Origin of the sequence: Saccharothrix coeruleofusca (assembly GCF_017876325.1) — a bacterium.
Taxonomy (GTDB): domain Bacteria; phylum Actinomycetota; class Actinomycetes; order Mycobacteriales; family Pseudonocardiaceae; genus Actinosynnema; species Actinosynnema coeruleofuscum.
Genome location: NZ_JAGINV010000001.1, coordinates 4,246,790 through 4,261,835, shown reverse-complemented (window position 1 = coordinate 4,261,835; position 15,046 = coordinate 4,246,790). Strand labels below are relative to the sequence as shown.

Below are 15,046 nucleotides of genomic sequence, written 5' to 3'. Positions count from 1 at the left end.
CTCACACGGTGGGCAGCAGGGTGGCCTGCTCGGTGGTGGTCCACTCCAGAACCAGCAGGGTGGCGTCGTCCTGCAACCGCCCCCGCTGGTGCTCCAGCACGGCGTGCACCACCCGGCGCAGCGTCTCGGGCGCGGGCAGCCCGGCCTGCTCGTGGCGCTCGGTCAGGTCCACCAGCCGCTCCAGGCCGAAGAACTCGCCCTGCGGGCTGCGGGCCTCGGTGACGCCGTCGCTGTAGAACAGCACCCGGTCGCCGGGCTGCAACTGCTCGTGGTGCACCAGCGGCTCGGTCGTCTGGAAGCGGCCCAGGCCCAGCGGGGTGCGACCGCGTCCGTCCAGCTGGCGCACCACCCGGCCGTCGCGCAGCACCACCGGGGGCAGGTGCCCGGCGTTGAGGTAGACCAGCTCCCCGGTGGCCAGGTCCAGCCGGGCCAGGAACGCGGTGGCGTAGGCGAAGGTGTCCGCCTGCCGGTGCGCGGCGATGGTGTCGTCGGCCAGCTCGGCGGCGGCGACCAGGTCCGCGCCGCCCCGGCGGGCGTTGCGGGTGGCGGCCAGCGCGATGGAGGTGGTCAGCCCGGCCTGCAGGTCGTGACCCATCGCGTCGAAGATGGCCACGTAGGCGTGGCCGTCGTCCACGGCGTAGTCGAAGCCGTCCCCGCCGACGTGGTCGTAGGGCTCCATCGCCGCGGCGATCACCACCCGCTCGGAGGCGAACACCTTCGGCGGCAGCAGCTGCCACAGCAGCTCGGAGGCCACCGACAGCGGCCTGGTGCGGCGCACCCGGTGGAACAGGTCGCTGTAGAGCTCCTTGCTCAGCACCAGGTGCGCGATCACCCCGGCCAGCGCCCAGCAGCGCTCGCGCAGCCGTTGGTCCGCAGGGTCGCCGCCCTCGGGCAGCGCTATCTGGGCGACCCCGAGCCGCTCGGTCCCGTCGAGCACCGGCACCCACAGGTGCGCCACGGCGGCCTCGACCGCCGTGATGATCTCCATCCGGGTGAACGCCCGGCCCGCCAGCGTCGCCTCGATCGACAGCGGCGGACCGGCTGCCCGGCGCACCGGGTGCAGCTCGCGCTGCCCCAGGTCGACCAGGTAGAGCTCCACCGAGGCGCCGACCAGGGCGGTCGCCTCGTCGAGGATGCGCGGCACGTCCTCGGCGGTCGCCAGGTGCGACTGGTTGACGACGTGGGTGAACACCGCTTGCCACGACTGGCCCCGCTCGATCACCGCAACAGGGTAGGGGAAGCGCGCCGTCCGGCACCCCCGTGGGACAGCGCTTCGGCGACGCTCGTCCCCCCAGGGGGCACGTCATCCGGTGACCGCGCAGGGCAGGGGGATCGCCCGACCCGCGCAGCGGACGCTGAGAAGAGTGAGGTTCCGACCGCCGATTCACTCGTGAGATGCGCGGAAGTCGTGATTCCTCACGTGCGGGGCACCACCTGCCGACGCCGCGCCGCCACCGGCCCCGCCGCTGCTCAGGTCGTCGCTTGCGAGGGGGCGACCTATCATCTCCCCATCGTGTCATCGGACTCCGACGGTGGCGGGAGTCGCATGGCCGAGCAGCAGCGGAGCGGTGGTCCCGGAGTGGTCGACGAAGGAGTACCCGGTGACGCGTTCTGACGAGCCGCCCGCTTGGGCGGACGTGTTCGCCGCGGACGGCGGGGTCGGCCGGGACCTCGCCGCGGTGGACTGGGCCAGGACCCCGCTCGGACCGCCCGCCGACTGGTCCCAGGGCCTGCGCACGGCGGTGAGCATCCTGCTGTCGTCGCGCTTCCCCATGTGGCTGGCGTGGGGACCGGAGCTGACGTTCTTCTGCAACGCCGCCTACCGGCACGACACCCTGGGGCGCAAGTACCCCTGGGCGCTGGGCAGGCCCGCGACCGAGGTGTGGGCGGAGATCCGGGACGACATCGGTCCGCGCATCGAGACCGTGCTGACCACCGGCGAGGCGACCTGGGACGAGGCGCTGCTGCTGTTGCTGGAGCGGTCGGGCTACCCGGAGGAGACCTACCACACGTTCTCCTACAGCCCGCTGCGCGACGACTCGGGCGGCGTGGTCGGCATGCTGTGCGTGGTCAGCGAGGACACCCAGAAGGTCATCGGCGAGCGGCGCATGGCCACGCTGCGCGACCTGGGCTCGGACCCCAGCGTGATGCGCACCGAGCGGGAGACGCTCGCCTTCTCCTGCCGCCAGCTCGACCGCAACCGGCGGGACCTGCCCTTCACGCTGACCTACCTGTTCCAGGACGACGGCGGCGCGCGGCTGGCGGGCACCACCGGGATCGCCGCCGGGCACCCGGCCGCGCCGACCGTGCTGCCCGCCGACGCGCGGGCGGTGTGGCCGTCGGCGGCCCCCGCCCTCGGCGAATCCGCCGTGGTGGAGCTCGACGGGCCCGCGTTCACCGGCCTGCCCGCCGGCGACTGGGCGGAGCCGCCGGTGCGGGCGCTGCTGGTGCCGCTGCAGCAGCAGGGCGCCGCGCCGCACGGTTTCCTGGTGGCCGGGCTGAACCGCTACCGGCCGCTGGACGAGGGCTACCGGGGGTTCGTCGAGCTGGTCGCCGGGCACATCGCGGCGGGGGTCGCCAGCGCCCGCGGCTACCAGGCCCAGCAGCGGCGGGCCGAGGAGCTGGCCGAGCTCGACCGCGCCAAGACCGCGTTCTTCGCCAACATCAGCCACGAGTTCCGCACCCCGCTCACGCTGATCATGGGCCCGCTGGCGGAGCTGCGCGACCGGCTGGCCGGGGCGGAGCCCGCGATCCGCGAGGACCTGGAGGTCGTCCACCGCAACGCGCTGCGGCTGGCCAAGCTGGTCAACACCCTGCTGGACTTCTCGCGCATCGAGGCGGGCCGGACGCGGGCCGCCTACGAGCCGGTCGACCTCGCCGCCCTCACCGCCGAGCTGGCCAGCGTGTTCCGCTCGGCGGTCACCCGCGCCGGGCTGGCCTTCGAGGTCGACTGCCCGCCGCTGCCCGAACCGGTGCACGTGGACCGCGGCATGTGGGAGGGGGTGGTCCTCAACCTGCTCAGCAACGCGCTGAAGTTCACCTTCGAAGGCTCGATCGGCGTCTCCACGCGCGCCGAGGACGGCCAAGCGGTGGTCACGGTCGAGGACACCGGCATCGGCGTGCCGCCCAAGGAGCTCCCCCGGCTGTTCGAGCGCTTCCACCGCGTCGAGAACGCCCGGGGCCGCTCCGACGAGGGCAGCGGCATCGGCTTGGCGCTGGTGCGGGAGCTGGTGGAGCTGCACGGCGGCACCATCACCGTCGACAGCCAGGAGGGCAGGGGCACCCGGTTCACCATCCGCCTGCCCTTCGGCCGCGCCCACCTGCCCGCCGACGCGCCCGCCCGGTCCGAGGTGTCCGTCACCGCCGAGCCGTACGTGCGGGAAGCCCTGCGCTGGCTGCCCAGCGAGCAGGACGGCGAGCAGGTCGTGAGGGCACCGGCCGCGTCCGGTCCCGGAGTACCCGCGACGGTGCTGGTGGCCGACGACAACGCCGACATGAGGTCGTACCTGGCCCGGCTGCTGGCGGGCGCGGGCTACCGGGTGCGGCCCGTCGGAGACGGCGTGAAAGCCCTGGAGGCGATCCGCGCCCAAGAGCCCGACCTGGTCATCAGCGACGTGATGATGCCCCGCATGGACGGCCTGGCCCTGGTGTCCGCGCTGCGGGCGGACCCGCGCACCGAGGCGGTGCCGGTGCTGCTGCTGTCCGCCCGCGCCGGGCAGGATGCCTCGATCGAGGGCTTGCAGGCGGGTGCCGACGACTACCTGGTCAAGCCGTTCACCGCGGCGGAGCTGCTGGCCAGGGTGCGCGCGCACGTGGAGCTGGCCCGCCTGCGCAACCACCACGCGCGCTGGCGCACCGCCCTGGTGGAGTCCCTGCAGGAGGCGTTCTTCGTCTGCGACGAGGAAGGCACCGTGGTCGAGATCAACGCGGCGTTCACCGAGATCATCGGCTATGGCCCCGAAGGACTGCCCTACCGGATGGTGCACCCGTGGTGGCCGGACGCCGAGACCGACCCGGAAGCCTACCGGCAGACCGCGGAAGCCTTCGAGAGCCTGGGCGACCGCAGGCGCGGCAACTACACCGTTCCGCTGGTCCACCGCGACGGCCGCCGGCTGTGGGTCAGCGTCCTGTTCAACCTGACGCAGGACCCCGACACCGGGCGCACCGTCGCCGTGGGCACCTTCCACGACGTCACCGCCGAGCGCTGCGCGATCCAGCGCGAGACGGCGCTGGCGGCGCTGAGCGTGCGGCTGTCGCGGGCCACCAGCTCGGCCGAGGCGCTTGCCGGGGCGCTGGAGCAGTTCAAGGACCTGTGGCGCGCCCGGCGCGTGCTGTCCGTGGTGTTCACCGAGCGCGGCGAGCCGACCGTGACCGGCACCGACACCGCCCTGTCCTGGGACGGGCTGGGCGAGGAGCACCGCGCGGTGCTCACCGGCCTGCGCGGGCGCCCCGCGCTCAGCCCGGTCACCAGGGGCGCAGGCGTGGGCGTCACCCTGGAGCACCCCGAGGGCGCCCTGGTGCTCTGGCTGGACCTGGACGAGCACCGCCCGTTCACCGACCAGGACGAGCTGCTGCTGTCCGTGCTCGCGGGCCACCTGGCCCAGGGCCTGATCCGCGCCCACCAGATCGACCAACAGCGGGAGACCGCACTGGCGTTGCAGCGCGCCATCCTGGGCCCGTCCCGCCTGCCCGAGGGCTTCGTCGTCCGCTACGAGCCCGCGGCGCGCCCCCTGGGGGTCGGCGGCGACTGGTACGACATCGTCGCCCTGCCCGACGGCCGCATCGGCGTCGTCCTCGGCGACTGCGTCGGCCGCGGCCTGAAAGCCGCCGCCGTCATGGGGCAGTTGCGCAGCGCCTGCCGGGCTCTCCTGCTGCAGCAGCAGGGCCCGGCCAGCACCCTCATGGCGCTGGACCACTTCGCCGCGGGCATCCCCGGCGCGGTGTGCACCACCGTGTTCTGCGGCGTGCTGGACCCGGCGACGGGCGAGCTGACCTACTCCAGCGCCGGGCACCCGCCCGCCGTCCTGGCCAAGGCCGACGGGAGCACCACCCTGCTGGACCGGGGGCGTTCGACCCCGCTCGCGGTGCGGATGGACGTCGGGCGCCCGGAGGCGGAGTGCGCCCTGCCGCCCCGCTCCACCCTGCTGGTCTACACCGACGGTCTGGTCGAGCGCCGCCGCAGCCCGCTGACCGCGGGCATCGACCAGGCGGCCGGGGTCGTCCGGGACGGCCGCGGCGCCACCCTGGACGACCTGGCGGACCTGCTGATGACCCGGTTGGCCCCGGCCGGGGGGTACGACGACGACGTGGCGCTGCTGCTGTACCGCTACCCGGCTCCGCTGGAGCTGACCTTCCCCGCCGACCCCGCCCAGCTCGCGCCGGTCCGCCGGGCACTGCGCGGCTGGCTGGAGCGGTGCGGGCTCTCGCCCGACGCGGCGCAGAACGTGCTGCTGGCGGCGGGCGAGGCGTGCGCCAACGCCATCGAGCACGGCTACCGCGACGCGGCTCGCGCCCACGTCCGGCTCAGGGTCGAAGCCGCGGTCGACGACCTGCGCCTGACCGTGGCCGACAACGGCCGGTGGAAGACGCCCCGCCCGCAGGACAACCCGCACCGGGGGCGCGGGGTGGCGCTGATGCGCGCCACGATGCGGCACGTCACCATCACGCCGGGCCCGGTCGGCACGGTCGTCGACATGCGCATGAGGATTCCGCGATGACCACACCGCTCACCCTCACGCCGGGCAGTCGTCCGGACGGGACCGCGGTCCTCAAGGTCGTGGGCGAGATCGACATGAGCAACATCGCGGCCTTCGCCGCCGCTCTGGAGGACGTGCCGGGGCGGGTGGTCGTCGACCTGACCGGGGTGGATTACCTCGACAGCGCGGGCCTGAGCGTGCTCTTCACCCACGCCGACCACGTCGAACTGCTCGCGAGCCCCCTCCTGGCACCGGTCATCACCATCTCGGGGCTGGCCGAGGTGACCACCGTGCGCGGGTTGCGGGAACCCGCCGCGCCCGAGTAGGGGCGGGGGAGGAGCCCCCGCCCCGTGGCGCTCAGTGGTGGGCGGGAACCCCCGCCCCGGTGTCGACCTTGCCGCCGATCGCGAAGGAACCGGCCACCGGCAGCAGCGACACGAACGCCGCGAGCAGCAGCGCCGAGTGCACGCCGCCCATCTCGGCGGCCGCGGCCTGGCCGGACGCGGTCAGCTCGGCGGCGGCCGCGCTCATCACGCTGACCAGCAGCGCGACCCCGGCCGCGGCGGCCAGCTGCTGGGTGGTGCTGAACACGGCGCTGCCGTGGGAGTACAGCCGGGAGGGCAGCGCGCCCAGGCCGGAGGAGAACAGCGGGGTGAACGAGAACGCCAGACCCAGGCTCAGCACCAGGTGGAACACCAGCACCAGCGCCGCGGGCGTGGCGGCGTCGAAGGTGGTGGCGAACCAGAGCGAGGCGCTGGTGGCGGCCGTGCCGACGACGAGCAGGACGCGCGGGCCCACCCGGTCGTAGAGGCGGCCGACCAACGGCGACAGCAGACCCATCAGCAGGCCGCCGGGCAGCAGCAGCAGGCCGGTGGCCAGCGGGTCCAGGCGCAGCACGTTCTGCAGGTAGATCGGCAGGATCGTCACGGTGCCCAGCAGCAGCCCCATCATCACCATCATCAGGGCGCTGGCCAGGGTGAACGTGCGGAAGGTGAAGGTGCGCAGGTCCAGCAGCGCGCGTTCGCGGCGCTGCAGCGACACCTGGCGCAGCACGAACGCGGTGATGCCGCCGATGCCCAGCGCGAACGAGACCCACAGCGTGGTGCCCGCCGAGCCGCCCGAGTGGCCGATGCTGGACAGGCCGTAGACCAGCCCGCCGAAGCCGACCACCGACAGCGCGACCGACAGCAGGTCCAGCGGGGTGTCGCTGGACTCGCCGACGCTGGTCACCTGGCGCACGCCCAGCAGCAGCGTGCCCACCGCGATGGGCAGCACCACCCAGAACATGGCGCGCCAGCCGAAGGTGTTGAGCACCACGCCCGAGACCGTGGGGCCGATGGCGGGCGCGACGGAGATCACGATGGAGATGTTGCCCATCACCGCGCCCCGGCGGGCGGGCGGCACCAGCGTCATCACCGTCGTCATCAGCAGCGGCAGCATGATCGCCGTGCCGCACGCCTGCACCACGCGGCCCGCCATCAGCACGGTGAAGCCGGGGGCCAGCGCCGCGAGCAGCGTGCCCGCGCTGAACAGGGTCATCGCCGCGCCGTAGAGCACGCGGGTGGGCACCCGCTGGATCAGGTAGCCGGTGACCGGGATGACCACCGACATGGTCAGCAGGAAGCCCGCGGTGAGCCACTGCCCCACGGCCGCGGTCACCTGGAGCTCGTCGAGCAGCACCGGGAGCGCGACGCCCATGATCGTCTCGTTGAGGATGACCACGAACGTGGCCACCAGCAGCACGGCGATCACGGTGCGGTCGCGGCGGCTCAGCGAAGGCGGCGACGACCCGGCGCCGGTCACGGCGTCGGGCGCGGCAGTGGAAGTCATGCGGGGTCCCCCAGGGTGAAATGGGCGCGCGGAACAGCGACAGCGCCGATGAGCGCCGCCCACCCTACTCGCGCGGGCAGGGTGCGGCCCGTGATTTTTCGCATCGTGGGTGCGGAACGAGTGGTGCGGCAGGGATATTCCCCCGCGGGGCGGACATTTCCCGGACGGCGGGCGCTTCGGCGGTCAGCGCGCGAACCGGTCGGGGACGAAGGGCGCCAGCAGCGGGTGGGTCTCGCCGGTGACGATCCGGTCGGCCAGCAGTTCCCCGGCGACCAGGCCCAGGGTGGCGCCGCTGTGGCTGAACGCCACGTGCAGGCCCTCGACGCCCGGCACCGGTCCCAGCACCGGTTCGCCGTCGGCGGGAACGGGTTTGGGCCCCATCGCGAAGGAGCGCGGCGACAGCTCCGGGTTGCCCGCGAGCACGGCGCGGGCCTCCGCGCACAGACCGTCCACAATGGAGTGGATCAGGTCCGGGTCGTTGCCGTGCCGCCCGACCGCCTCCTCCGACCACGCCGAGTCGAACACCAGCGCGCCGTCGGGCGTGGGGCGGATCGACACCCGCGGTGTGATCAGGACCATGCGCAGCCCGACGTCAACCGGGTCGCTGCGCACCAGCAGCGCGGTCGTGGTCCGGTCGCCGATCGGGAAGCCGAGGCGGGCCAGCGCGCCGGGCACGCCCGCGCCGGTGGCCAGCACCACCGCGTCGGCGTCCCAGCTCAGCCCGGACCCGGTCCGGGCGCCGATCGCGCGGCCGCCCGAGGTCACCACCTCGGCCCGCCCGGCGTCGGTCACCACCGTCCCGCCGAGCCGGGTCAGCTCCGCGAGCAGCAGGGCGATCAGGGACGGCAGGTCCACCCAGCCCTCGTCGGGGGTGCGCACCGCGCCGCACTCCGGCACGGCGGCGGGGTCGACCCCGGCGACCACCTCCGCGACCTCGCCCGCCGACAGCCACTCGACCGGCGGGCCCTCGGCCCGCTGCCAGGCGAACACCTCGCGCAACCGGGCTCGCTGGTCGGGCGCGCACCAGGTCAGGCGGCCGTCGAAGCGCAGCCACGCCGGTCCGCCCAGGCGCGCGGCCAGTGCGCGGTAGCGGTCGATGCCGAGCAGTCGCAACCGGTGGTAGTCGGTTGACCGGACGGCCGCGGAGTTCAACCACGACAGCGACCTGCCGGAGGCCCCGCTGGCGGGCCCGGCCTCGGACACGAGCGTGACCGAGGCCCCGAGCCGGGCGAGGTGGTGCGCCGTGGACGCGCCCAGGACACCGCTGCCGAGGACGACCACCCTGACCATGCCCACCCCTTCCCGAGCGGATCGGGCACCTGAAGGTACCGGCGTCGCCCGTGTCACACGCGGTCAGCGGGGGAGTGCTCCTGATCGGGTTCGACCAGCGTCGCGCGCACCGCCGCCGTGGCCTCGACGCTGGCCTGGAGGAACCGGGTGATGGTGGCCCGCTGCTCGTCGTCGAAGCCGGTCCACGCCTCGGTCAGCGCCAGGCCGAGCGGCACGAAGAACGCCCGTCCCAGCTCCAGGGCCTGGTCGGCCACCACCAGTTCGACCTTGCGCCGGTCGGTGGCGCTGCGGACCCGGCGGATGTGCCCGGAGGACTCCAGCCGGTCCAGCACCGACGTGGTGGCCGAAGCGCTCAGGTGCAGCGCCCGCGCCAGCCCGGTGGGCGACAGCGGGCGGCCCTGCGCCTTGGCGTCCATGATGAGGGTGAGCGCGTTGAGGTCGGTGCGGTGCATCCGGTGCGCCTCGCCGAACAGCTCGGCGAACCGGTCGGTCTCCACCGTCAGCTGCCGCAGCAGCCTGATCAGCGTCGCGTTGTCGTGCACGCCGGTGCGCCCTCCTCTAATATTTCGACCGTCGAAATATGTGTCGCTCGAAGTTCACAGCTCCGGAGGACATTGTCCCGTGACCGCGAAACGATGGCTCCTGCCCGCGCTCATCGCCGTCGCCTGGCTGGCGCTGGGCGGCTTCGGCGGTCCCTACACCGGCAAGCTCAGCGATGTGGCGGTCAACGACAACACCGCCTTCCTGCCCGAGTCCGCCGAGGCCACGGAGGTGGCCAACCGGCTGCGGGAGCTGGAGCGGAGCAACAGCCTGCCCGCGATCGTGATCGCCGAGCGCACCTCGGGCATCACCCCGGCCGACCGCGACTACCTGGCCGCCCGCGCCGCCGAGCTGCCCGGCGAGGCGTCCCCGCCGATCCCCTCCCAGCAGGACGGCCAGGCCCTCCAGGTGATCGTCGCGGTCGGCGCGGACGATCCCGCCGGGGGAGTGGAGCGCATCCGCGAAGTGCTGGGGCAGGCCCCGGACGGGCTGACCGTGCTGGTCACCGGCCCGGCCGCGCAGGTGGCCGACCTCAAGGAGGCGTTCGGCGGCATCGACGGGCTCCTGCTGCTGGTCGCGGGCGCGGTGGTGGCGGTGATCCTGGTGCTGGTCTACCGCAGCCCGCTGCTGCCGGTGCTGGTGCTGCTGTCCGGCGTGCTCGCGCTGGGCCTGGCCAGCCTGGCCGTCTACCTGCTGGCCGACCGCGACGTCATCGACCTCAACGGCCAGAGCCAGGGCATCCTGTCGATCCTGGTGTTCGGCGCGGCCACCGACTACGCGCTGCTGCTGGTCTCCCGCTACCGCGAGCAGTTGCGCGACACCGAGGACCGCTTCCGGGCCATGCGCACCGCCTGGCGGGCCACCCTCGAACCGATCGCCGCCTCCGCGGGCACGGTCGTGCTGGGCGTGCTGTGCCTGCTGTTCAGCGACCTCAACTCCAACAAGGGCCTCGGCCCGGTGGCCGCCATCGGCATCGCCGCCGCGTTCGCCGCCTCGGTGACCTTCCTGCCCGCCGCCCTGGTGCTGTTCGGCCGCGCCGCGTTCTGGCCGCGCCGCCCGGCGTTCGGCTCCGCGCACCCGGAGCGCAGCGGGCTGTGGGGCCGGGTCGCCCGCCTGGTCGCGACCCGGCCGCGCGCGACCTGGGTGGTGACCGCGCTGGTGCTGCTGGCGGGCGTGGCGTTCGTGCCGCAGCTGCGCGCCTCCGGCACCGCCCAGTCCGACGTCTTCCTCAACGAGGTCGACTCGGTGCGGGGCCAGGAGGTGCTGTCGCGGCACTTCCCCGGCGGCAGCGGCGCGCCCACGGTCGTGCTGGCGCGGGCGGAGCGGGCCGACGAGGTGGCCGCCGCCGCGCGGGTCGACGGGGTGGCCAAGGTCGACGTGACCAAGCGCGCCGAGGACCTGGCCAGGATCGACGTCGTGCTGGCCGACCCGGCCGACTCGGCGGCGGCCACCACGACCGTGCAACGGCTGCGGGACGCGGTGCGCGCGGTGCCCGGAGCCGAGGCCAAGGTGGGCGGGCCCACCGCGACCCAGCTCGACACCGAGCGCACCTCCGAGCGCGACCGGCTGGTCATCATCCCGATCGTGCTGGTGGTGATCTTCCTGGTGCTGGCGCTGCTGCTGCGCTCGCTGCTGGCACCGCTGCTGCTGATCGCCACCGTGGTGCTGTCCTTTGCCGCGACCATGGGCGTGTCCGCGCTGGTGTTCAACCACGTGCTCGACTTCCCCGGCGCGGACCCGGTGGTGCCGCTGTTCGGGTTCGTCTTCCTGGTGGCGCTGGGCATCGACTACAACATCTTCCTGATGACGCGCGTGCGCGAGGAGAGCCGGGAGCTGGGCACCCGCGAGGGCGTGCTGCGCGGCTTGACCATCACCGGCGGGGTGATCACCTCGGCGGGCGTGGTGCTGGCGGCGACGTTCTCGGCGCTGGCGGTGCTGCCGATCCTGTTCCTGGCGCAGATCGCGTTCATCGTCGCCTTCGGCGTCCTGCTGGACACCCTGGTGGTGCGGTCGCTGCTGGTGCCCGCGCTGGCCGTGGACCTGGGCAGGCGCATCTGGTGGCCTTCGAAGCTCATGCGGGGCAAGGACTGAGGCGCGTGCGTTCACCGTCAAGTCATTGCAACGACAGTCGGGCTTATCGTTGCATTGCTTTTAGCGGCTTTGCAACGATGTCTCGCCTTTAACCTGGCACTTTGCTCAGATCAGACAACATCCTCGTTGTCGGGTTCCGGAACGCAACGTAGCGTTTCTGGAGTCAGAAACAACGTGTCCGGGACGGCCGACGCGCCCGGAACCGACCCCGAGGACGGACGAGGATGAGCACCACCCAGGACTACCAGGCGGCGGAGCAGCTGCTCCGCCGCTCCGCCCGGCCCGGCGAGCTCGTCGTCGGCGACAAGGTCGAACCGCGGTGGATCGACGGGGGCGCCCGCTTCTGGTACTCGGTCGGCACCGGTGTCGGCAGGCGGTTCGTGCTGGTCGACCCGGCGGCGGGCAGCCGTGCGCCCGCCTTCGACCACGACCTGCTCGCCGCCGCGCTGGCCACCGCCTCCGGGCAGCTGGTCGACCCCGGGGCGCTGCCCTTCGCCACCGTCGAACCGGTCGGCGACGCCGTGGAGTTCGACGCCCTCGGCGCGCGCTGGCGCTGCCGCCTGGACGACTACGCCTGCGAGCGGACCGAGCCCGCTCCGCCGGGCAACCCGCTGGAGGTGCCGTCGCCGGACAACCGGGTCGCGGTGTTCCGGCGGGGGCACGACCTGTGGGCGCGCTCGCGGTCCGACGGCCGGGAGTGGGCGCTGACCACCGATGGCGGGCCCGACCACCAGTACGGCACGGGTCCGGACTGCACGGGCAACGCCACCCTGCTGCGCAAGATCGGCCTGCCGCACCTGCCGCCCGCGGTGGCCTGGTCGCCCGACTCGACCAAGGTGCTGGCGCACCGCACCGACGAGCGCGGCGTCCGGCGGACCCACCTGGTGGAGGCCAGGCCCGCCGACGGCGGCGCACCCGTCCTGCGCACCCAGCGCTACGCCTACGCGGGGGACGAGGAACTGCCCCGAGCCGAACTGGTCGTGCTGGACGTCGCCGAGGGCGCGGTGGTCCGCGCGCGGGCCGAACCGCCGCTCATGGCGCAGATGTCGCCGATCGCGGCCCAGTGGGCGTGGTGGGCCCCGGACGGCTCGGCGGTGTACTACCTCGACCGGCCGCGCGACCTGCGCACGCTCACCCTGTTCCGGCTGGACCCGACCACCGGCGAGGTCACCGCCGTGCTCAGCGAGACCGGTGCCACCCGCGTGGAGCCCAACCAGTGGGCCTACGAGCCGCCGCTGGTGCGGGTGCTGGCCCAGGAGGTGCTGTGGTACTCGCAGCGGGACGGCTGGGGCCACCTGTACCGGTACGACCTGCGCACCGGCGCGCTGCTCGGGCGGGTCACCTCCGGGCGGTGGGCGGTGCGGCAGGTCCTGCGCGTGGACGAGGCCGAGCGGGTGGTGTACTTCACCGCCTCCGGACTGGTCGAGGAGGACCCGTACCGGCGCACGGTGTGCCGGGTCGGCCTGGACGGCTCCGGCTTCGCCAAGCTCACCGACGACGAGCTGGACCACGTCGTCACCGTGCCCGACGGTCAGGGGTACTTCCTCGACTCGGCGTCCACAGTGGACACTCCGCCGGTGACCACGGTCCGCGACTGGTCCGGTCGGGTGCTGGTCGAGCTGGAGCGGGCCGACATCGGCGGGCTCCTCGCCACCGGCTGGACGCCGCCGGAGCGGTTCCGGGTCAAGGCGGCCGACGGGGTGACCGACGTCTACGGCGTGCTGTACCGGCCGCGCGGGTTCGACCCCGCCCGGCGCTACCCGGTGGTGGACAGCCTCTACCCCGGCCCGCAGGTCACCCGCGTCGCCCCGTGCTTCGACCAGGGCGGGATGGGGCTGGACGCGGAACCGCTGGCGGCGTTGGGCTTCGTGGTGGTGGCGCTGGACGGCCGGGGCACCCCTGGGCGGGACAAGTCCTTCCACGACGCCTCCTACGGCCGCTTGGCCGACGCGGGCGGCCTGGCCGACCACGTCGCCGCCCTGCGGCAGCTGGCCCGGACCCGGCCCTGGATGGACCTGGACCGGGTGGGCGCGTTCGGCCACTCCGGCGGCGGTTTCGCCGCGGTGCGGGCGATGCTGGACTTCCCCGAGGTCTTCCGGGTGGGCGTCGCCCTGTCCGGGCCGCACGACACCCGCTGCTTCAACGCGGGTTTCGTGGAGTCCTACGACGGGGCGGACAACCCGGAGGCGTGGGCGTGTTCCTCCAATGTGGACATAGCCGACCGGTTGGCGGGCAAGCTGCTGCTGGTCCACGGCGAGCTGGACGACCAGGTGCACCCGGATCACACGCTGCGGCTGGCCGACCGGCTCATCGCCGCCGACAAGGACTTCGAGCTGCTCGTGGTGCCGGGGGCCGAGCACACGCTCATCGACTGCCTGGCCTACGTCCGCAAGCGCTGCTGGGACTTCCTGGTGCGCGAGCTGGTGGGCGCGCGGCCGCCCGCCCACCGCCCCGCGCCCATCGCGCTGGGTCCGGAACTGCTCGGCGGGCTGTTCGCCTGAGCGTGCGACCGGCCCCGGTGGTCCGCCCTCGGGTCAGCGCCGCCGCAGCGACGGGTCGAGCAGCGCGGGCGGGGTGTCGTTCTTCTCGTGCGCGGCCAGGTCCACGCCGGGCGCGACGATCGCGTCGATCGCGTCCAGCACGTCGGCGGGCAGCGCGGTGTCGGCGGCGGCGAGCTGCGAGGCCAGGTGTTCCAGCGTGCGGGGGCCGATGAGCGCGCTGGTCACCGCCGGGTGCGCGGTGACGAACCCGAGCGCGAGCTGGATCAGGGTCAGGCCCGCCTCCTCGGCGACGGCCACCAACCGCTCGACGGCGTCGAGCCTGGCCCGGTTGTGGGGCAGGGCGGTGTCGAAGCGCTGCGGCATGAACGTCGAGCGGTTGGTGCGGACCTCCCGGCCCGCGCGGACCGCGCCCGACAGCCAGCCCGACGCCAGCGGGCTCCACACCAGCACGCCGAGCCCGTACTGCTGGGCCACCGGCAGCACGTCGGCTTCGACCCCGCGCTGCAGGGCGGAGTAGCTGGGCTGCTCGGTGGTGTAGCGGCCGAGGTGGTGCTCGCGGGCGGCCCACTGGGCCTGCACGATGCGGTGGGCGGGGAAGGTGGAGGAGCCGAAGTAGCGGATCTTGCCCGCTCGTCGCAGGTCGGTCAGCGCCGACAGGGTCTCCTCGTCGCTGGTGCTCGGGTCCCACCGGTGGACCTGGTAGAGGTCGACGTGGTCGACGCCGAGGCGGCGCAGGCTGCCCTCCAGCGCGGTGGTCAGCCAGCGGCGCGAGCCACCCCGGTGGTTGCGCTCGTCACCCAGCGGCAGGCCCGCCTTCGTGGCCAGCACGACGTCGTCGCGGCGGCCCGCGATGGCCTTGCCGACCATCTCCTCGGACTCCCCGCCGCTGTAGGCGTCGGCGGTGTCGATGAGGTTGATCCCGCCTTCGAGGGCCGCGTCGACGATGGCGGTGGCCTCGTCCTGGCCGGTGCCGCCGACCCGCCCGAAGTTCATCGCGCCGAGCGCGAGGGAACTGACCTGCACGCCGGTGTGACCCAAAGTGCGGTACTGCATGACCGTGCTCCTCCTTGCGGCTGGTGCGCGACGCCCGAATAACCG

At 73.8% G+C, this 15,046-nt stretch carries 9 protein-coding genes; 4 read left to right on the top strand and 5 right to left on the bottom strand.

Going from position 1 to position 15,046, the window contains the following annotated elements; genetic code table 11:
* Position 1 precedes the first annotated feature (1 nt).
* Positions 2-1,222, bottom strand: coding sequence for a PP2C family protein-serine/threonine phosphatase (locus tag JOF41_RS18725; protein ID WP_229795953.1), 1,221 nt, complete (start codon positions 1,220-1,222; stop codon positions 2-4).
* Between the two features lie 379 nt (positions 1,223-1,601).
* Here JOF41_RS18725 and JOF41_RS18720 point away from each other — a divergent pair, with 379 nt between their 5' ends.
* Both JOF41_RS18720 and JOF41_RS18715 read left to right on the top strand, forming a co-directional pair.
* Positions 1,602-5,717 carry a SpoIIE family protein phosphatase gene (locus tag JOF41_RS18720; RefSeq protein ID WP_307867460.1) on the top strand — a complete coding sequence of 1,372 codons (4,116 nt, stop codon included), beginning with the start codon at positions 1,602-1,604 and terminating at the stop codon, positions 5,715-5,717.
* Positions 5,714-6,022: an STAS domain-containing protein gene (locus tag JOF41_RS18715; RefSeq protein WP_189224978.1), complete on the top strand. Its 309-nt coding sequence runs from the start codon at positions 5,714-5,716 to the stop codon at positions 6,020-6,022. Before JOF41_RS18720 ends, JOF41_RS18715 begins: the two co-directional genes overlap by 4 nt.
* Positions 6,023-6,053: 31 nt before the next feature.
* Here the strand turns inward: JOF41_RS18715 and JOF41_RS18710 are convergent, their stop codons facing one another.
* From JOF41_RS18710 to JOF41_RS18700, 3 genes are all read right to left on the bottom strand, one after another.
* A complete protein-coding gene (locus tag JOF41_RS18710) occupies positions 6,054-7,526 on the bottom strand; it encodes a DHA2 family efflux MFS transporter permease subunit (protein WP_189224979.1) in 1,473 nt (490 codons plus the stop codon).
* Positions 7,527-7,709: 183 nt separating this feature from the next.
* Positions 7,710-8,816: an NAD(P)/FAD-dependent oxidoreductase gene (locus tag JOF41_RS18705; protein WP_209620830.1), complete on the bottom strand. Its 1,107-nt coding sequence runs from the start codon at positions 8,814-8,816 to the stop codon at positions 7,710-7,712.
* 53 nt (positions 8,817-8,869) lie between these two features.
* Positions 8,870-9,358, bottom strand: coding sequence for a MarR family winged helix-turn-helix transcriptional regulator (locus JOF41_RS18700; protein ID WP_229795954.1), 489 nt, complete (start codon positions 9,356-9,358; stop codon positions 8,870-8,872).
* 79 nt (positions 9,359-9,437) lie between these two features.
* Here JOF41_RS18700 and JOF41_RS18695 point away from each other — a divergent pair, with 79 nt between their 5' ends.
* Complete coding sequence (locus tag JOF41_RS18695; RefSeq protein ID WP_209620827.1) at positions 9,438-11,447, top strand: MMPL family transporter; 2,010 nt, start codon at positions 9,438-9,440, stop codon at positions 11,445-11,447.
* Positions 11,448-11,671: 224 nt separating this feature from the next.
* On the top strand, positions 11,672-13,948 hold the full coding sequence (locus JOF41_RS18690) for a S9 family peptidase (RefSeq protein WP_209620823.1): 2,277 nt from the start codon (positions 11,672-11,674) through the stop codon (positions 13,946-13,948).
* Positions 13,949-13,981: 33 nt separating this feature from the next.
* Here the strand turns inward: JOF41_RS18690 and JOF41_RS18685 are convergent, their stop codons facing one another.
* Positions 13,982-15,001 (bottom strand): aldo/keto reductase, encoded by a 1,020-nt coding sequence (locus JOF41_RS18685; RefSeq protein ID WP_209620821.1) that lies wholly within the window; start codon positions 14,999-15,001, stop codon positions 13,982-13,984.
* Positions 15,002-15,046 lie beyond the last annotated feature (45 nt).

What these genes read in the sequence shown, in the direction of transcription:
- JOF41_RS18685 (WP_209620821.1), bottom strand. Translation starts at nt 15,001, where the DNA reads ATGCAGTACCGCACTTTGGGTCACACCGGCGTGCAGGTCAGTTCCCTC.
- JOF41_RS18715 (WP_189224978.1), top strand. Translation starts at nt 5,714, where the DNA reads ATGACCACACCGCTCACCCTCACGCCGGGCAGTCGTCCGGACGGGACC.
- JOF41_RS18710 (WP_189224979.1), bottom strand. Translation starts at nt 7,526, where the DNA reads ATGACTTCCACTGCCGCGCCCGACGCCGTGACCGGCGCCGGGTCGTCG.
- JOF41_RS18705 (WP_209620830.1), bottom strand. Translation starts at nt 8,816, where the DNA reads ATGGTCAGGGTGGTCGTCCTCGGCAGCGGTGTCCTGGGCGCGTCCACG.
- JOF41_RS18690 (WP_209620823.1), top strand. Translation starts at nt 11,672, where the DNA reads ATGAGCACCACCCAGGACTACCAGGCGGCGGAGCAGCTGCTCCGCCGC.